The sequence below is a fragment of the Acinetobacter sp. AOR34_HL genome (genome assembly GCF_027854795.1).
Taxonomy (GTDB): domain Bacteria; phylum Pseudomonadota; class Gammaproteobacteria; order Pseudomonadales; family Moraxellaceae; genus Acinetobacter; species Acinetobacter junii.
The window spans coordinates 1-18,064 of sequence record NZ_JAKTID010000052.1 but is presented as its reverse complement, the minus strand read 5'-3'; the positions used below and the strand labels follow the sequence as shown (position 1 = coordinate 18,064).

Genomic DNA, 18,064 nt, shown 5'->3' with positions numbered 1-18,064 from the left:
TAAATCGCATTTTATCTCTTAAATCCTTATTTTTGATTATTTATTCCACAATGCGCTTTATTTTTAAACATTCATTTATTTTTTTTAATTTTTCTTTAGAAAAGTGTTTGACACCCCACCTAATTCACCCTAATATACGCCCACCTCTGAAACGTCCCTATCGTCTAGAGGCCTAGGACATCGCCCTTTCACGGCGGTAACCGGGGTTCGAATCCCCGTAGGGACGCCAATATTTATTATTGTTTTCAGATGTATGCCTCATATAAGTCCCTATCGTCTAGAGGCCTAGGACATCGCCCTTTCACGGCGGTAACCGGGGTTCGAATCCCCGTAGGGACGCCAAATTCTAAAAAGCCACTGCATCGACAGTGGCTTTTTTCTTATTCGCTTCCAATCCCAACTTGTACTTCTAAACGACCTGATTGTACGCGCAAGCCTCGAATCTCGAATTGATCTACTAATTGCTGAACCAACTCTCGACTTTCTTGTAAAATGTTTAATCCTGGCAAAATACTAAAGTCAGTCAAACTCAATAATTTATCGACCATCCATGAACGGTTATTAATGAAATCAATAAATCCAGCTTCTTCAAGGTCGATATACCACAAGCGATGTCCCTCTTTTTGAATACCAGGTATATCGCGAACCAAATGATTAATCAGAAATGGAATCGGTAGGGAGTTAATCAGCTCAAAACTCACGTTGCCGACACGACGTGTTGCCCAATTTGTTAAAGTTCCAGCATGGCGAACTTGTAAATCAAGATGCTCATCGACCTGACGCAAGCGTAAATATTTTTCTTGTCCTATCCGACACTCTAAAACATTGAATTCAAGCGACAGACGATACAAAAAACGACGATAGTGCCCATCCAATTCGATATGAAAACGATCATTACCGCATTCGATTTTGATATCGTCGATTTCGGTACGGTCAATGCGTTTACGAATTTGATTATTGAGCAACATTTCAGGTAAATAAAGCGTTAAGCTACTTTTGCCTAAAGATGCTCTAGCCATTGCTAATGCAACCTGACGAGCAGCTTCACTGGTTTCCGAAACCATGTCTCGCACAGTATTGCGTACACCTTCCACACCACGTTTCGTATGATGTGTAACATGATCCAATGCATCTAATGCCGCATCCGCCACACCTGCGATATTTCGCGAGGTATCACTAGCAAATTCAACTGCATCTTGTGCATGTTGTAATGTCTTATTGATTAGCCGACGTGATAAAGATGGTTTCGCAGTCACTTCATTGTCTGCAGGCATAATATCAAACATCGCCTTTTTATCATCTTGTCGATTCAAGATGCTCTCCCTCTTCCCTTTTTACTGGCTCAATACAAATGAGCTGCGATCTGCTTTCTGAACTTATTAGACGTTTTTAAGTAGATTAGCATGCTATCTAGAGCAATTTGCGTATTTTTGTTGCACAGAAATAAATAATCCTGATCAACATTTAGCTCTAGATGGCGTCTAAATTCTACTCCTCATCTTTATGAACGATATTCAATTCATCCTGATCGATCTGCTGTTTCTGCTGCTCCAATAAAGCCTTATATTGTGCAAGCTCTTGTTGTATCGTGGCTATTTTGCTTGGAATGTCGTTATCGCTAAATGATCGACATTCTCTTAAAGCAACCCATGCCGCTTGTATTTTTTCAAAATCATTTGTTTTCTCAAGCTTTGCTTGCATCCATTCCATCAATCTTTGCGCTCGACTCTGTCGCTCAAATTGGTAAGCAAACAGCGCACTCCACAAAGCTTGCTCAGTCGGTTGTTTCAACAATGTTTTCTGTATTTGCTCAAAGAGCTTCAATTGCTGATCACAATATACTGTGAGGATATGCTCATAAAACCAATGTGCAAATTGAGCCATCTCATCTACAATTTTCTCACGTTGCACAAACAGCTGCTCTCTATCAGGATGTTGCTTATTCAAACGGAACTCACCGAAATATGCATTGGTCCCTTGATCTAAAATAAGTTGAATATCTGCTAAATCAAGCAGCTCTCCTAGACGACGTGTTGAAGAAGCCAATTGTTCGAGCAGCTGTAGTCGAGAAAAAGGATCAGATAATGTCTCGATTGATGCAGGATCAGCTTCCATTTCTAACCAAAATTTAGTCAATAATCCTGCATCATGATTTAAATAGTGCTGAAACTGCTCTTCTCCAATCCATCGTCTAAAGGATTGTTGCAGCGTAGCAGTCCGCTCTAAACTCGTTATAATTTGATCTGTACTGAGCAGTTGGGGTGCACTGGCTATCACATCTTTACTCAAAGGAATATTTAAGTCTTTTGCTCCAAAAATTCCTCCTAAAGTTTTACCCAGTGAGTTTAAACCACGCCCAACATCTGCAAATACACTGGTTTCCGCACTTCGTGATTCCAAGATCGCAGATGGTAGTAACTTCGAAATTGATTGGTCTAATATTTTGTTGTAACTCTTTTCATCTATTGGCTTTTCAAATCGACACAATAAATCAATCGCATGCTCAACATCGCTAATACCTTTTTTGTACTCAGACTGGTTTCGATGAACGAGACACTCGATGTAACTATAAAAAGCAACTTCATTACGTTGTGTTGATTGTTGTGCTGCCCATTCATACAATTCGATCGCCTTTGAATATTCGGTGGCTCCAGCATATGATTTAGCTAATGCTGTAGCGTGCTGAACTGTAGGATATTGCTGGTAAAAATATCTCAATAAATCCAATTTTGGCTGTTGATCCAAACATTGATCCAATTGCCTTAAATAATGATTAATTTGTTGCTGATTAGGTTCGGTCACTAAAAAATTAAGCTGATACTCTAGACATTGTTCATACCAAGCATGTTTTCGGGCATGAAACTCATAGGCAGGGATAAATTCGTTTTCGATCAACTGAATGAGTTGACGTGTATACAGGACATCTTCCTCAGTCTCTGAATGAAACTTCCATTGCTTGGGCAAAGACATCTTAAATAAGCGCAGCAAAAAGTTAGCACTCAGATCTGGACTCTCCATACTCACCAACATCAATTTATCTTGAGTGGAAAGATGCTCTTTACCTTTTTGAATGCGTGATAAACGTAATTTTAGAATTTTAGTCGGTAACATACGTATTCTTCGAATGACTATTCGGTAACTCTTCAACTCAAATTAGCATGGCTGAATACTGCTTAGCGAATAGCTTTAGACAAAGTGCAAAATATATCAATCAAATTATTCAAACTGCTCTAGAATTGGCATACCTACAACTGAATCAGTAAATAAAACAATTTCATAGCCACAACATTTTAGCTTTTTCACAATTTTCGCTAAAATAAGCAAAACCCTATAGGATAAATCTATGCAATACCGTTGCCCTAAATGTCAAAGCGTGAAAATTATGCCTGTCAGTCAGGGTGCAAATAGCCCTCGTCCCAATGTACCTAAAAGCTTAGTATTATTAGTTCCAGCGATCTTTATTTTACTGATCCTTGTCTTAATTAGTATTGGGATGTGGATTTTTGGAAACGGTGCAGGACAAGGCTTACAAATTGCGACAGTTGCTGTATTTGCTGTGTGTGTAATTGCAGGTGTTCTATTTTGGCGTGATCTTCCAGATTTTAAAATTTCAATGCAAGCCTTTATGCAAGCGCAAAAGCATTGGAAATGTCGTGATTGTAACCACGAATGGCAGAATTAATTTAAAAAATAGAAAAGTTCACATCAGCTCAATGCTGATGTGAATGTTCTTGTTCGGCATGTTGATGCGTATGCTGGCAGTTCATTTCAGCATCATCTTCAATTTGTAATGTCACCTCAGCTATACCATGTTCATGTGCCAACATTTCAGTTGCAGCTTGATGTAATTGCTTACGATCAGCATTTGGTGCAAATAAATGTACGGTCAGATGAATATTCTTTGAGGTAATCGCCCAAACCTTAAGTTGATGAATACTCTCAACACCCTGTAACGCCAATAAGTCGTTACGCAGTTTTTCAATATCCACTTCTTCAGGTACACCTTCAAGGAGAATATTGATACTTTGACGAAGCAAAATCCAAGTTCTTGGTAACACCCAAAACCCAATTGCAACGGCAATAATCGTATCAACCCAATACCAATTGGTGTAGTAAATAATGACCGCACCAATGATCACACCAACTGAGCCAAGTGCATCACTTAACACTTCCAAATAAGCGCCTTTCATATTCAAACTTTCGGCTGCACTCGACATCAAAATCTTCATGGAAATAAGATTAATGACAAGACCCAAAGACGCAACGATAAGCATGCCTACACTCTGAATCTCAGGAGGTTGTGTAAATCGTTGATAAGCTTCGTAAAGGATATAGATTGCAACAAAAAATAGCATGGAAGCATTAAATAACGCCGCCAAGATTTCAAAACGCTGATAACCAAATGTGCGTTTATTATCTGCTGGACGTTTAGCGATTTTAATCGCAGCCAAAGCAATCGCGAGTGCTGCCGCATCAGTAAACATATGCGCTGCATCGGACAGCAATGCCAAACTTTGTGTAATTAAACCCGCAATAACTTCGACGATTAAAAATGTTGTTGTCAGCACCAACGCAATCGTCAATTTTTTTGCGTTGCCTTCAGTGACGACAGCATGACTATGATCATGCCCTTGATGTCCACTCATGTTGGACTCCTTATCATTATCGGCGTAAAACTCATAGGGGTTTTACAAGTCAGCCAAAGTTGAAATGCTTTGGCTGGTTTAGTTTCTTCTTAATAAAATGCTTTACTCAGAAGATAACATAAATAGATTAAATGGTGCTTTCCTGACTTTTGCTGGATTTCATCTCATTCATCCAACGATAAACGATTGGTAAAATGAGCAAGGTCAGTAAAGTTGATGAAATAATCCCACCAATCACCACCGTTGCTAAAGGACGTTGCACCTCTGCACCAGTACCAGTCGCAATTGCCATTGGAATAAAGCCAAGCGAAGCAACAAAAGCCGTCATTAATACAGGACGTAATCTTAAGATTGCTCCCTGCCATGTGGCTTTATGCACATCAAACTGCTCACGAAGTTCTTTAATAAAACTCAGCATCACAAGACCATTCAATACAGCGACACCTGACAGTGCGATGAATCCCACACCTGCCGACATTGACAGAGGAATATCTCGAAGCCAAAGTGCAACCAAACCACCAGACAATGCGAATGGCACGCCGCTAAAGACCAATAAACTTTCTTTAAAGTTATGGAACACAGCCATCAATAAAACAAAGATGGTAATTAACGCGAGTGGAATCACGATCTGCATACGTGCTGCAGCAGAAGCCAAATTCTCAAACTGCCCACCATATTCCAACCAATATCCCGCAGGCAAAGGTTGTTGTTTAAGGGTTGCTTGTAACTCTTGGACAAATGAACCCAAATCACGCCCTTCTACATTGGCAGTCACAATGACACGACGTTTACCATTTTCACGTCCGACCTGATTCATACCTGAAATGGTTTCCACCTTGGCAATATCTTGCAACTGAATCAAACCACCATTAGGCAATTGGATTGGTAGTTGAGCAAGGCTTTGTGCTGTACGTTGACTATCAGGTAAACGGATTTCAAAATCAAAACGGCGGTCACCTTGTAAAATCTGACCGACATTCTGACCACCGACACTCGCTGCAACAACATCTTGAATCGATTTCACAGATAAGCCATATTGCGCTGCAAGTGCATGATTGATATCTACATTTAACACAGGTAAACCACTAGTTTGTTCAACTTTGACCGCTGTTGCACCTGAGATCTTTTGTACTTTCTGAGCAATTGCTTGTGCTTGTGTATTGAGCACCTCCATATCATCACCAAAAACTTTGATACCGACATCACTCCGTACACCCGAAATCAACTCATTAAAGCGAAGCTCAATCGGTTGTGAAAACTCACTGTTGTTGCCTGGAATATTTTCCAGAAATGCCTGCATCCGTGTCCGTAACTCATCAATAGTTTCCTTTGGATTTTCCCACTGATCTCGTGGTTTTAATAAAATCACCGCATCGGAAATATTGGGTGGCATTACATCCGTTGCAACTTCAGCCGTACCTGTTCGAGCAAAAACAGCTTTAACTTCTGAGAAATTCTTTAAGATTAGTTTTTCAGTGTTTTCCTGCATTCTTAAAGATTGTTCCAAACCTGTACTTGGAGAACGCATTTGCTGTAAAGCAAAATCCCCTTCACTCAATTGTGGTGCAAACTCACTACCAATTTGCGTGGTCAATACACCAGTCAAAACTAAAATACTCACCGCTAAAGTCACAACCACCATCTTAAATTGATATGCCCAATCTAAGATTTGTTGATATTTTCTTTTCAGCGCTTGCATCCAACGAGATTCTTTTTCTTTCACCTCACCTGTAATAAATAAAGCCACAGCCGCTGGAACAAAAGTCACCGATAAGATCATGGCACCAAGCAATGCCATCACCACGGTCATCGCCATTGGATGGAACATTTTTGCTTCTACACCTGTTAATGCAAAAATCGGCAAGTACACAACAATAATAATCGCCTGTCCAAACAGTAACGGCTTACGTGCTTGTTTGGCTGCAAGGAATACTTCTTTAAAGCGCTCACGACGTGTTAATAATCGACCTGCATGATGTTGTGCTTCTGCGAGCCGTCGAATACAGTTTTCGACAATCACCACTGCACCATCGACAATAATCCCGAAGTCCAATGCACCTAGGCTCATCAAATTGGCACTAATATTTTGCTCAGCCATTCCTGTTAAGGTAAACAACATCGAAAGTGGAATGACACAGGCCGTAATTAAAGCCGCACGGAAATTACCTAAGAACACAAAGAGAATCACGATGACGAGGATCGCACCCTCAACTAAGTTCTTTTGAACAGTTTTAATGGCTTTATTTACTAAACTGGTACGATCATAAACCGTTTCAATTTCAACCCCTTTCGGCAAAGTCGGCTGAATTTCTTGGATTTTTGCATCTACCGCTTGGGCAACAGTACGACTATTTTCGCCCATCATCATCATGGCGATACCTAATACCGTTTCTTCGCCATTATAGGTTGCAGCACCCGTACGTAAATCATGCCCAATCGCAACCGTTGCAATATCGGCTACACGTATGGGTAAACCATTTTTGACACTTACGGTAATATTTTGGATATCTTCAACAGTGCTCAACATGCCTGGAACACGGACAGTAAGCTGCTGACCATTTTCCTCAATAAATCCCGCACCACGGTTTTCATTATTTTCCTGTAGAGCTGTTTGAAACTCTGTCAGTGAAATTTGAAGCTGCTGCAAACGTTTTAAATCAGGAGAAACGATATAGGTTTTGTTATAACCGCCAATACTATTGATTTCAGCAACACCTTTCACTCGCTGCAATTGCGGACGCACAATCCAGTCTTGGATCTCGCGCAAATCCATAGCAGTATATGGCGTACCATCTTCTTTTTTGGCATCAGGTTTAGCTTTAATCACCCACTGGTAAATTTCGCCCAAGCCCGTAGAAACAGGTGACATGAGTGGATCAACTGCATCTGGCAACTGCCCATCGGCTTCTTGCAAACGTTGATTAATTAACTGTCTCGCCCAGTAAATATCAGTGCCATCTTTGAAAATAATAGTGACTTGCGATAAACCATAACGTGATATTGAACGAGTTTGCTCTAAGTTTGGAATCCCTGCCATGGCGGTTTCAATCGGATAAGTAATCCGCTGTTCGACTTCGAGAGCTGTATAACCATTGGCTTGGGTATTAATTTGCACTTGGGTATTGGTAATATCTGGCACTGCATCAATCGGCAGTTTTTGATAACTCCATATCCCAACCGCAATCCACGTCATCACAAACAACATGACCCAAATCGCATTACGGATCGCAAATTGAATAATGCGATCAAATAAGCCCTCTGGCTTCGGCAATTGAGAGGAATTAGTGTCCATGCGCAGCCTCTCCTTTCTCAAGCTCTGATTTCAGCAAGAAGCTTCCTTCAGCCACATAAGATTGACCTGCTGTTAAACCTTGGGTAATTTCAACCCATTGTCCATCTTGGGTACGCTGTCCAACTTGCACAGGTACTGCAACAAAATCAAAGCCTTTGTTTTGATTTGCTTTTGCAACAAAAACGGTATCTTTACCTTCAACCTGTTGAATCGCCTGTGCACTGACGCGGATAGCCGACTGTTTTGAGCCTACTTGTAGCTCTACATTCACCATCAAATTTGGACGTAATTCGGCTGCATTTGACAATACTTTAGCACGTACTTGTAAACGCCCTGTTTGTGCATCGGCTTCAGTCGTAAGACTTTGCACTTGTGCGTTAAATTGATTGCCCGTTTGCAAAGATTTGAAGCGAATTTGTTGATTTGGCTGAACATTAACGTTCGCCACCGTTGGCATAACAAATTCCAACCAAAGTTGATCGAGTTGATCAATAGTGAACAACTGATCTGCAAGTTGGACATTTTCCCCAATCACAATATCTTTATTACTGATCACACCATTAATCGGTGCTGTCAAAGTGTAACGACCACTAGAATTCGAACCTGCACCAAAAGCTGTTAAACGTGAGCGAGCGGCTTGCACCTGAATTTGCGCTTGGCGATAGGCATTATAAGCACGCTGATAATCTTGTTTTGCAGAAATCCCTTGCGACCACAAACTGCGTTCACGTTCATAATCTTGTTTTGCCAAATCCAAATTTGTCTGCGCAATTTGTAAATTGGCTTGTTGATCGACTAAATCGGGTACCAACAAATTTGCTAGGGCTTGACCACGCTTGACTTGCTGGCCCAATTCAACATACACAGACTCCACTCGCCCTGCAAAACTCGGCGAAACGTGTGCTTGTCGATCCGTATTAACCATTATTTTTGCTGGAAAGGTCTGAACTTGATTGACTGCTCCCAAAGCAACTTGAGCAAGTTTGACGTTTTGCTGTTGCATTTGCTCATTGGTCAGGGTGAGTTTTTCCTCTTCTTCTGTCTGCTCTTTTTCACCTTCAGCACCTTCTTTTTCATTTTCTTGATGGGCATGCTCTTGCTCTGCATTCTCAGTGGTTTCAGCTTTTGAACCCCATAACACAGCTCCAGCAAGTATTCCTGTGACAACAATAATGATGCTAATCCAAACCCATTGAGAACGTGTTTTTAATGTGTTGCCCATGTTTATTCTCCTAATTGGTTTGGAAATGAATTACTTTGTTGCCAAACACGTTGATTCAATTGCATCAGTGCATCTTTGGCTGTGATTTGCTCGACAGGAAGACCCATACGCGCACTTTGAACTTCTACACTCAACTGCCATGCTTGTTTAAGGAGTTGTACTTTACGCAAGCGAACATCTTGTAATTGAGTCGTCGCTTGCTGCACGTCAGTCACAGCAAATTTACCAAGACGAAAACCTTCTAAGGTTTTTTGCTGAACTTGAGTTGCCAAGGGCACCTGCTGATCATTCAGCTGTTTAAATTGCATGTGTAAGCCACGTAATTCTGCTAGGCGAACATCGATATCCATCTGATTTTGTTGACGGTAGAAACGCTGTTGCTGTTGAATCAGTGTTTGTTTAGCCTCTGCAATCTGAATACCGTATTTTTGTGGATTAAAAATATTAAGAGGAATCTCAACGCCTAAACGAATTTGATTTTCAGTGTTTTGATCTGCTGATCGAGTCCGATTCACCCCTAAGGTCATAATCGGCTGAGGACGAGATTTTGCTTTGAGCTGCTCGATATTGGCTTGTTGACGTTGTGTTTCTAATTGCAAACTACGCTCAAACAAATTCTCAATGTTTTGTTCATCAGTCTTCACAGCTGTGGCTCTTGCCCAAAGCTCATTGACAGTTGGTGCAATCATAAATTGATTCGCATCACTGCCCCAGAAACTGGCTAACTGTTTCTGTGCGACTTGCAGCTGTAAATCAGCCTGCTGAAAAATACGCTGATTCTCTAAATGAGCCATACGCACACGTTCGACATCAACTTGAGCAATACTACCGGCCTGATAGCGTTTTAAAGTGGCATCTAAATTTTGCTGACTCACTTGCAACTGTTCTGCGATCAATGACTTTTCTAATTGGAATAACGCCACTTGCGACCATGCATATTGCACAATCAAATCTAGCTCTGCATTGTAACGTTGCTGTTCTAAATCAACTTGAGTTGCCGAAAGTTGAGCGACTTTCTGCGCTGCACGACGCTGACCAAAAAGATCCAAAGGTTGTGAAACACCAATTGCGAGCTCTTGATCTTTATTACTTTGAAAGCCTGTTTGTTCCACTGAAATACTTGGATTGGCCCATAAAGCACTTTGTTTGAGCTGTGCACTCGCCATCTGTTGTTGTGTTTGCCAACTCGACTGATTCGCTTGATAGCTACGAATCTGTTCAAGGATCTGATCAAAACTAGCATTTCTTTGCATAGCACGATTGGGTGACTGATTGGCATCCAACAATGACTCTGCTTGCACAGATTGATTAGAAATCACCATTGCCAGTGTTAGCAAAAGTACTGAACATTTTGATGAAAACGCATAAGCAGTTGGTTTTAGTGCATACGACCTATGCGTATTACTACGCTGATTAAAACTGGAAGACATAATGAAGCCCCGCAAATAAAGGAAAATTGCGGTGGGCTATTTTTCGGCTACCCCACCTATAGCGGGGTAAAAAGCGGCGGTGGGTTTAATCTAGATAAATGCGGGGATTGGTAGGAATTCGACCAAATATAATTCTGCTTAAATTCTTTGACTCTAAGCAAAGGTTCATCAAGTTGCTGCTGTGCTTCAATCATCACAACATGAAAACAGGATGGCAAATGATCATGGTGATCCTGTAAATTCAAAGACATCGGTAAATCAGAGGCTTCCTGATCGGAAACCACTGAATAATGAGTCGATGCAATAGAACTTTCTGGAACATGATGACCAAAGTGCGTAACCACGCTGCTATTTGTCGTATTGATATTTTCATGTCCACAATACGCAGCCGCCACGTTCCAAAGACTTTGAAACATGAACAAACTGAGCAAGACGGTAATAAAAATACTAGAACGCTGCAAAGGTTACTCTTTAAGATAAAAATTGCACAGATGAACTATAGCAAGTAAGGTCAGTGTAATAAAATTACATTTCGGTCAGTTTAAATAAAAACCAACATTGCTGACCTTTAATTACTAAATTCATGTTCAATCTTATTTTTGTTGAGCACTTAACTGCTCACCATGATTGACTTGCTTGGTTTTCGTTTCCTTTTGCGCTTGTAAATTCTTTTCCAAGAACAACAAGCCGCCATCAGCGTGCGCTGTGCCAGCAAAAAGACAGAAAACTAAGGCACATAACTTTAGATTAACTTTAGATAACATAATTCAGACCCTATTCAAAAAATTCATCAATTATTGGAAAAACGCCAATAACCAAATCAGATAAACAGCCTTAGTTTGAGTAAGCTCTGAAGCTTAGATAACTCTTACCAAGACCAAAATAAAACTAAAAAACAGTTGCTTAAAACCACCTAAAAATAGATGGGATCACACCTAAAAGCCGAAGCTTTTCAAATAATTGAACCAGTGCTGCAATCCAAAAAAACCAGACTACCTGCACCAAGAAAATCCGAAAATGTTTAGGCGAAATCTGATAGCATTCAGGTTCTGTATACTTTTTAAAACTCGGAATAAACCGAGGAATGCGATCCATATACGCTAAATACTTCATCCCATATTTCTTGCTCAAAAATTTTTCTTCTTGGCTAATCACATAGTGGTAATAAATCAGAAAATAAACAGTGAATATCAATGGGAATAAAAATGTTTCAGTTAAAAACATGATCCCCACACCACCTAAATAACTAAATAGATATAATGGATTGCGACATAATGAATATGGACCCTCCATTACCAATTTATTATTTTTATACCCTGAAATATAAATGCTGCACCAAATCCTCCCCATTGCTCCAACACCTACAAATAACCACCCCATCAACCATAAAAAATACCCGATTAATGAAGCATGAAAATGCCATTTGCTTAAACTTAATGCAACTATTATTAGAAGGAAAAAACCGATAAATCTTGAACTTAGCGTTCTAATTTTAGATGAAAGTAAATAACTCATGAATAAATACCTCCAAAAATCAAATATTTTAATTTTTTGAAAAATATATTATTCACTTGATATTTGAATGCATTTAAAACAACAACCCTAATAGCATTATTAAATAAACCATTTGGTAAATACCTATCATATACAAAGTGATATTTACCATTGTAATAATCAACTAGAAACAACGAATAAACTAAATTCAATGAAGGTTTCTTTAATATAAAGAAAATCCCACCCATATATTTAGAGTATTTTTTACATAAATAATTAAGCATAATATAACCCTTTGAAATAGACCTATTTCTGGTGGGTTATTTTTCGGCTACCCCACCTATAGCAGGGTAAAGACAGGAGGTGGGTCTGAAATGAACAAATCAGGGGATTGATAGAAGTTCAGCCAAGTATATTTTTGTTTTAATTCATATATTTGAGATAAAATGTATTCAACATCATTTTGTTGATTGAACACGGCAAGCTGAAAACACGAAGGTAAATGATCATGATGATTGACTGTCAAAACTGGATCAGAATCTTGTTCAGTAATTGCGAAAGCATCTTGATTCTTTGAAGATTTGTCAATGTCGTGATGACCAAAATGAGTCGTTATAGTAAGTGGTTCTATCATCTGTTCATGAGCACAATACGCAGCCGCCACGTTCCAAATACTTTGGAATATGAATAAGCTAAGTAAGACGGTCATAAATATACTAGAATGGCGCACTTTTATATCAAATGTTCAAATAATATGTAGACTATATCAAGTAAGCTTGATGTAATAAAATTACATTGTAATAAAAAACCATTCGTCAAAATTTTAATTAATTTAGAATCAAACTGATGAAATAAATAAAATTACAACATTTTAGTAAAAAAGCTTTATAGTATAAAAAAGACACAAAAGTGGGAGGCCAATATGAATATCAAACAACTCAAACAATCGGCTCACTCTTTTATAGTAAACCTTATAGATCACCAAGATCTTCCTGATGCAAAGTCTGAGATAAGTAAAGCACATTACTTTGAGAGATTAGCAACACATGAACATCAAACGTTACAATCTCTAAAACAGTCCTCCAACGACCGAAATGCAGTTTGGTATTATTTGCGAGCAGCATTAAGAGGCGATGCAGAAGCAGCTTTTAAATTAGGTGAAAGTTATTTACATGGTGACTTGGGGTTAGACAAAGATTATAGGAAAGCGCAATATTGGCTGGATAGGGCTGTTTCATTAGGTCATCCTAAAGCGAGAGCCTATTTATATAATGCTTTTAGTGAAATAGCATTTTCATAAGTTGTAAAAAACCAGCCCTGAGGCTGGTTTTTTTATTAGCAGAAATTAACCGCTAATTTTTTTGTATTTGGTACGTTTTTGAGCCGCATCTTCACCTAAACGTGACTGACGATATGCTTCGTATTCTGCATAGTTACCAGTATAGAATTCTGGTTGTTCGTTTTCGAACGATAAGATATGCGTTGCAATACGGTCAAGGAACCAACGGTCATGCGATACTACCATCACTGTACCAGGGAATACCAAAATAGCATCCTCTAGTGCACGTAAAGTTTCGATATCCAAATCGTTTGATGGCTCATCCAGGAGGATTACGTTAGCGCCCATTTGAAGGATCTTGGCAAGTTGTAAACGGTTACGTTCACCACCAGACAATTCACCTACGCGTTTCTGCTGATCTTGACCTTTAAAGTTAAAGCGACCGATATATGCACGTGATGCAATTTCGTAATCACCAATTTTTAAGATATCTAAACCACCAGAAACTTCTTCCCAAACAGTTTTATTGTTGTCTAGGGTGTCACGGATCTGACCAACATAAGCGACTTTAACCGAATCACCTAATGTCACAGTACCTGTATCAGGTTGCTGCTCACCAGTCATCATACGGAATAACGTCGTCTTACCTGCACCGTTTGGACCAACGATACCGACAATCGCTGTAGGCGGTACAGTAAAGCTTAAGTTCTCGTACAATACGCGACCATCAAACGATTTACTGATGCCTTCAACTTCTACAACCTTATTACCTAGACGTGGACCAGGTGGAATGTAGATTTCAGACGTTTCATTACGCTGTTGGAATTCTTTAGAGTTAAGCTCTTCAAAACGTTCCATACGCGCTTTGTTTTTCTTTTGCTGACCTTTCGCATTTGAACGAACCCATTCAAGTTCTTTTTTCAATGCTTTAGCAAAAGATTCTTCTTGTTTCTGTTCTTGCTCTAAACGCGCATTCTTTTGCTCTAACCAAGAAGAATAGTTACCTTGATAAGGAATACCATGTCCACGGTCAAGTTCAAGAATCCACTCAGCCACGTTATCTAAGAAATAACGGTCATGCGTAATCGCAACAATAGTACCAGGGAAATCTTTTAAGAAACGCTCTAACCAAGTAACTGATTCAGCATCTAAATGGTTCGTTGGTTCGTCTAGAAGCAACATGTCTGGCTTAGAAAGCAATAAACGACACAATGCTACACGACGGCGCTCACCACCTGAGAGTTTAGTAACATCAGCATCCCAAGCAGGAAGATTTAATGCGTCAGCAGCAATCTCAAGTTGATTATTGAGATTATGTGCGTCCCAAGCATGAATAATTGATTCTAATTTTTCTTGCTCTTTTGCAAGTGCATCAAAATCAGCATCAGGATCAGCGTATTCAGCAAAAACTTGATCAAGACGTTCTAGAGCATCAAGTGCCTCGCGTACGCCATCTTCAACGTTTCCACGAACATCTTTAGTAGGATCAAGTGGCGGTTCTTGTTCTAAGTAACCGATTTTGATTCCAGGTTGTGCACGAGCTTCACCAGAGAAATCTTTATCTACGCCCGCCATAATACGGAGCAAGGTAGACTTACCTGCACCGTTTAAACCAAGCACACCAATTTTTGCACCTGGGAAAAATGATAAAGAGATGTCTTTTAAGATTTCGCGCTTAGGCGGAACCATCTTCGACACTCGGTTCATCGTATAAATATATTGGGCCACGCAGGACTCCTCAATTGAAAAACCAATACATCGCAAAAAGCGAAAAATAATCGCACGTATTATACGCTGAAAACCCAATCAACATGAAGTTAAGTTAGATTTTGTTTGTGCCAATTAAAAGCATTTTCTTTTTCAAGACATTACGCAATTTCATTAAACAAATACACCAAGTCTTATGCAGCCACATCTTGCTATAGATATGAATAAAAACGCTATAAATCGCATAATTTATGCACCATTTTGGATAAGTTTTAGGCTACACTCGCTGATTATTTAACTCACGAAGATGATGTAACCATGACATACAAAGATGAAACTTTAGCCATTCATGCGGGATATTCACCAGAAGCAACCACCAAAGCAGTGGCTGTTCCAATTTATCAAACAACATCTTATGCCTTTGATAACACTCAACATGGTGCCGATTTATTTGATTTAAAAGTTCAAGGCAATATTTATACTCGAATCATGAATCCCACCACAGCAGTACTTGAGCAACGTATCGCTGCACTGGAAGGTGGGATTGGCGCTTTGGCACTAGCATCAGGAATGGCTGCAATTACCTATTCGATTCAAACGATTGCTGAAGCTGGAGATAATATTGCATCCGTATCTACTTTATACGGTGGTACTTACAACTTATTTGCTCATACTCTGCCTAAGCAAGGCATCGAAGTTCGTTTTTTTGATTATCAAAACCCAGAAGCACTACGTTCAATCATTGACGACAAAACTAAGTTAGTTTTCGTTGAGTCGATTGGTAATCCACTTGGTAATATTATTGACCTCGAAGCAATTGCCAAAATCGCCCATGAATATGGTGTACCTGTCATTGTTGATAACACAGTGGCAACACCTGCTCTACTCAAACCATTTGAGTTTGGTGCCGATATCGTAATTCATTCACTCACTAAATATATCGGTGGTCATGGCAACAGCATTGGCGGCATTATTGTGGATAGTGGGAAATTCCCTTGGGGTAAATATCCTGAACGTTTTAAAACTTTAAATACTCCTGATCCAAGCTACCACGGCGTGAATTATGTCGAAGTATTAGGTGAAGCCGCCTATATCGCACGTGCGCGGGTCGTTCCATTACGTAATACTGGCGCTGCAATTAGCCCACTCAGTGTATTTTTGATTTTACAAGGATTAGAAACCCTAAACCTACGTATGGAACGTCATACCGAAAATGCCCTGAAAGTTGCCGAATATCTGAAACAACATCCAAAAGTAAAATGGGTGAACTATGCAGGTCTTAGTGACCACCCACAGCATAAATTGGCACAAAAATACGTGAAAGGTAAACCTTCTGCGATCCTTTCCTTTGGAGTTCAAGATGGTCGTGAAGGAGGAACTCGTTTTATTGATGCATTACAGTTGTTTACTCGTCTCGTAAACATTGGTGACGCAAAGAGTTTGGCATGCCATCCAGCAACTACAACTCATCGCCAATTGAATGCAGAAGAACTTCAATCTGCAGGCGTGAGTGAAGATCTCGTTCGTTTGTCTGTTGGCATTGAGCATATTGATGACCTGATTGCCGACCTTGAACAGGCGCTTGCTCAGGTTTAAATTCAATGAAATCAATGAGCCCTTAACATAGGGCTTTTTTTCTATGCAAAATTCGGAAAATATAATATCATTTTTAAAATATCGGTTTATTTTTTTAGAGTTTTATTCTAAAAAGATATTAAATTTCAAACATTTACACTAGACAAACAAAAAATATCGGTTAATATACATACAAAATAAAGTGCAGTGCCTAATCACAACCATGACGGCAATGCAAACAACAGCTTGATTAATGTAGGACACGTACATGAACGCAAAACTTAAAAAACTTTTTCAACAAAAAGTCGACGGTAAAACAATCATTGTTACTGGTGCATCAAGTGGTATTGGTTTAACAGTTTCAAAATATCTTGCTCAAGCTGGCGCTCATGTATTGTTGCTTGCTCGTACTAAAGAAAAATTAGATGAAGTCAAAGCTGAGATTGAAGCTGAGGGTGGAAAAGCTTCTGTTTTTCCATGTGACCTTAACGACATGGAATCAATTGATGCAGTTTCAAAAGAAATTTTAGCTGCTGTTGATCACATCGATATTTTAGTGAATAACGCAGGTCGTTCAATTCGTCGTGCTGTACATGAGTCTGTTGATCGTTTCCATGATTTCGAACGTACAATGCAATTAAATTACTTCGGTGCAGTACGTTTGGTATTGAATATCTTGCCACACATGATGCAACGTAAAGACGGTCAAATCATCAATATCAGTTCGATTGGTGTACTTGCAAATGCAACCCGCTTCTCTGCTTATGTAGCGTCTAAAGCGGCATTGGATGCATTTAGCCGTTGTTTATCTGCTGAAGTTCACTCACACAAAATTGCAATCACTTCGATTTATATGCCGTTAGTGCGTACCCCAATGATTGCACCAACTAAAATCTATAAATATGTACCGACGCTTTCTCCTGAACAAGCAGCAGACTTGATTGCTTATGCGATTGTGAAACGTCCGAAAAAGATCGCAACCAACTTAGGTCGTCTCGCATCAATTACTTATGCGATTGCACCGGATGTAAATAATATTTTGATGTCGATTGGCTTTAATTTATTCCCTAGCTCGACAGCATCAGTGGGTAAGCAAGAGAAATTAAATCTAATCCAACGTGCTTATGCGCGCTTATTCCCAGGCGAACACTGGTAATCTGCGATAATTTGAAAAGCCTCCTCTACGGAGGCTTTTTTATGTACAAAAATACAATGTGTATAAATCCAGACTTATCCACAGGGTGTTGATTATCTAAGCAGATTTCGGCTGTTGTCCGACCCAACGACTGGTTTTTTCTAAAGCCAATTTCAGATCAGTTTCATGTATATAGGACTTACGCACTATTATTTATAGATTCTCTGTGGTAGCAGATGATTTTTATCGAGAATAAAGTCATCAATGAAGTTTTTGATCATTGG

The 18,064-nt window shown here is 39.5% G+C and carries 15 protein-coding genes and 2 tRNA genes; 6 read left to right on the top strand and 11 right to left on the bottom strand.

Going from position 1 to position 18,064, the window contains the following annotated elements; all coding sequences use genetic code 11:
• Positions 1 to 153: 153 nt before the first annotated feature.
• Together MKL32_RS09015 and MKL32_RS09010 are read left to right on the top strand one after the other, a co-directional pair.
• A tRNA-Glu gene (locus tag MKL32_RS09015) sits at positions 154 to 229 on the top strand.
• A 37-nt stretch (positions 230 to 266) separates the two neighbouring features.
• A tRNA-Glu gene (locus tag MKL32_RS09010) sits at positions 267 to 342 on the top strand.
• Positions 343 to 380: 38 nt separating this feature from the next.
• On the opposite strand, the gene MKL32_RS09005 is transcribed toward MKL32_RS09010, so the two are convergent.
• Positions 381 to 1,313 (bottom strand): hypothetical protein, encoded by a 933-nt coding sequence (locus MKL32_RS09005; protein ID WP_004909701.1) that lies wholly within the window; start codon positions 1,311 to 1,313, stop codon positions 381 to 383.
• 175 nt (positions 1,314 to 1,488) lie between these two features.
• A complete protein-coding gene (locus MKL32_RS09000; protein WP_262579342.1) occupies positions 1,489 to 3,111 on the bottom strand; it encodes a hypothetical protein in 1,623 nt (540 codons plus the stop codon).
• A gap of 232 nt (positions 3,112 to 3,343) precedes the next feature.
• Here MKL32_RS09000 and MKL32_RS08995 point away from each other — a divergent pair, with 232 nt between their 5' ends.
• Positions 3,344 to 3,682 (top strand): hypothetical protein, encoded by a 339-nt coding sequence (locus tag MKL32_RS08995; protein ID WP_004909706.1) that lies wholly within the window; start codon positions 3,344 to 3,346, stop codon positions 3,680 to 3,682.
• Positions 3,683 to 3,710: 28 nt separating this feature from the next.
• Here MKL32_RS08995 and MKL32_RS08990 read toward each other — a convergent pair whose 3' ends face one another.
• The 8 genes from MKL32_RS08990 to MKL32_RS08955 form a co-directional block, all read right to left on the bottom strand.
• Positions 3,711 to 4,646 carry a cation diffusion facilitator family transporter gene (locus MKL32_RS08990; protein ID WP_004909708.1) on the bottom strand — a complete coding sequence of 312 codons (936 nt, stop codon included), beginning with the start codon at positions 4,644 to 4,646 and terminating at the stop codon, positions 3,711 to 3,713.
• A 127-nt stretch (positions 4,647 to 4,773) separates the two neighbouring features.
• Positions 4,774 to 7,938 (bottom strand): efflux RND transporter permease subunit, encoded by a 3,165-nt coding sequence (locus MKL32_RS08985; RefSeq protein WP_249570959.1) that lies wholly within the window; start codon positions 7,936 to 7,938, stop codon positions 4,774 to 4,776.
• Positions 7,928 to 9,160: an efflux RND transporter periplasmic adaptor subunit gene (locus MKL32_RS08980; RefSeq protein ID WP_075696020.1), complete on the bottom strand. Its 1,233-nt coding sequence runs from the start codon at positions 9,158 to 9,160 to the stop codon at positions 7,928 to 7,930. The genes MKL32_RS08985 and MKL32_RS08980 overlap by 11 nt, the downstream gene beginning before the upstream one ends.
• Before the next feature lie 2 nt (positions 9,161 to 9,162).
• Entirely contained in the window at positions 9,163 to 10,590 is a 1,428-nt protein-coding gene (locus tag MKL32_RS08975) for a TolC family protein (RefSeq protein ID WP_270900419.1), read from the bottom strand.
• A gap of 56 nt (positions 10,591 to 10,646) precedes the next feature.
• Complete coding sequence (locus MKL32_RS08970; RefSeq protein ID WP_004683448.1) at positions 10,647 to 11,051, bottom strand: cation efflux protein, CzcI-like; 405 nt, start codon at positions 11,049 to 11,051, stop codon at positions 10,647 to 10,649.
• Between the two features lie 132 nt (positions 11,052 to 11,183).
• On the bottom strand, positions 11,184 to 11,354 hold the full coding sequence (locus MKL32_RS08965) for a hypothetical protein (protein WP_169040464.1): 171 nt from the start codon (positions 11,352 to 11,354) through the stop codon (positions 11,184 to 11,186).
• 139 nt (positions 11,355 to 11,493) lie between these two features.
• Positions 11,494 to 12,105 (bottom strand): methyltransferase family protein, encoded by a 612-nt coding sequence (locus MKL32_RS08960; protein ID WP_004951496.1) that lies wholly within the window; start codon positions 12,103 to 12,105, stop codon positions 11,494 to 11,496.
• Positions 12,106 to 12,424: 319 nt separating this feature from the next.
• Positions 12,425 to 12,814: a cation efflux protein, CzcI-like gene (locus MKL32_RS08955; RefSeq protein ID WP_333724609.1), complete on the bottom strand. Its 390-nt coding sequence runs from the start codon at positions 12,812 to 12,814 to the stop codon at positions 12,425 to 12,427.
• 192 nt (positions 12,815 to 13,006) lie between these two features.
• Between MKL32_RS08955 and MKL32_RS08950 the strand changes: the two genes are divergently transcribed.
• Complete coding sequence (locus MKL32_RS08950; RefSeq protein ID WP_042891757.1) at positions 13,007 to 13,384, top strand: SEL1-like repeat protein; 378 nt, start codon at positions 13,007 to 13,009, stop codon at positions 13,382 to 13,384.
• 45 nt (positions 13,385 to 13,429) lie between these two features.
• On the opposite strand, the gene ettA is transcribed toward MKL32_RS08950, so the two are convergent.
• Positions 13,430 to 15,091 carry an energy-dependent translational throttle protein EttA gene (ettA, locus tag MKL32_RS08945; protein ID WP_004909725.1) on the bottom strand — a complete coding sequence of 554 codons (1,662 nt, stop codon included), beginning with the start codon at positions 15,089 to 15,091 and terminating at the stop codon, positions 13,430 to 13,432.
• Between the two features lie 297 nt (positions 15,092 to 15,388).
• Between ettA and MKL32_RS08940 the strand changes: the two genes are divergently transcribed.
• Together MKL32_RS08940 and MKL32_RS08935 are read left to right on the top strand one after the other, a co-directional pair.
• Positions 15,389 to 16,666 (top strand): O-acetylhomoserine aminocarboxypropyltransferase/cysteine synthase family protein, encoded by a 1,278-nt coding sequence (locus MKL32_RS08940; RefSeq protein WP_075696017.1) that lies wholly within the window; start codon positions 15,389 to 15,391, stop codon positions 16,664 to 16,666.
• 247 nt (positions 16,667 to 16,913) lie between these two features.
• Positions 16,914 to 17,801: an SDR family NAD(P)-dependent oxidoreductase gene (locus MKL32_RS08935; protein WP_270900418.1), complete on the top strand. Its 888-nt coding sequence runs from the start codon at positions 16,914 to 16,916 to the stop codon at positions 17,799 to 17,801.
• Positions 17,802 to 18,064: the final 263 nt, after the last annotated feature.

Bases quoted from the DNA above. Each gene is read 5' to 3' on its own strand.
- MKL32_RS08940 (WP_075696017.1), top strand. From the start codon at position 15,389: ATGACATACAAAGATGAAACTTTAGCCATTCATGCGGGATATTCACCA.
- MKL32_RS08960 (WP_004951496.1), bottom strand. From the start codon at position 12,105: ATGAGTTATTTACTTTCATCTAAAATTAGAACGCTAAGTTCAAGATTT.
- MKL32_RS08995 (WP_004909706.1), top strand. From the start codon at position 3,344: ATGCAATACCGTTGCCCTAAATGTCAAAGCGTGAAAATTATGCCTGTC.
- MKL32_RS09000 (WP_262579342.1), bottom strand. From the start codon at position 3,111: ATGTTACCGACTAAAATTCTAAAATTACGTTTATCACGCATTCAAAAA.
- MKL32_RS08980 (WP_075696020.1), bottom strand. From the start codon at position 9,160: ATGGGCAACACATTAAAAACACGTTCTCAATGGGTTTGGATTAGCATC.
- MKL32_RS08975 (WP_270900419.1), bottom strand. From the start codon at position 10,590: ATGTCTTCCAGTTTTAATCAGCGTAGTAATACGCATAGGTCGTATGCA.
- MKL32_RS08990 (WP_004909708.1), bottom strand. From the start codon at position 4,646: ATGAGTGGACATCAAGGGCATGATCATAGTCATGCTGTCGTCACTGAA.
- MKL32_RS08935 (WP_270900418.1), top strand. From the start codon at position 16,914: ATGAACGCAAAACTTAAAAAACTTTTTCAACAAAAAGTCGACGGTAAA.
- MKL32_RS08950 (WP_042891757.1), top strand. From the start codon at position 13,007: ATGAATATCAAACAACTCAAACAATCGGCTCACTCTTTTATAGTAAAC.
- MKL32_RS08985 (WP_249570959.1), bottom strand. From the start codon at position 7,938: ATGGACACTAATTCCTCTCAATTGCCGAAGCCAGAGGGCTTATTTGAT.
- MKL32_RS08965 (WP_169040464.1), bottom strand. From the start codon at position 11,354: ATGTTATCTAAAGTTAATCTAAAGTTATGTGCCTTAGTTTTCTGTCTT.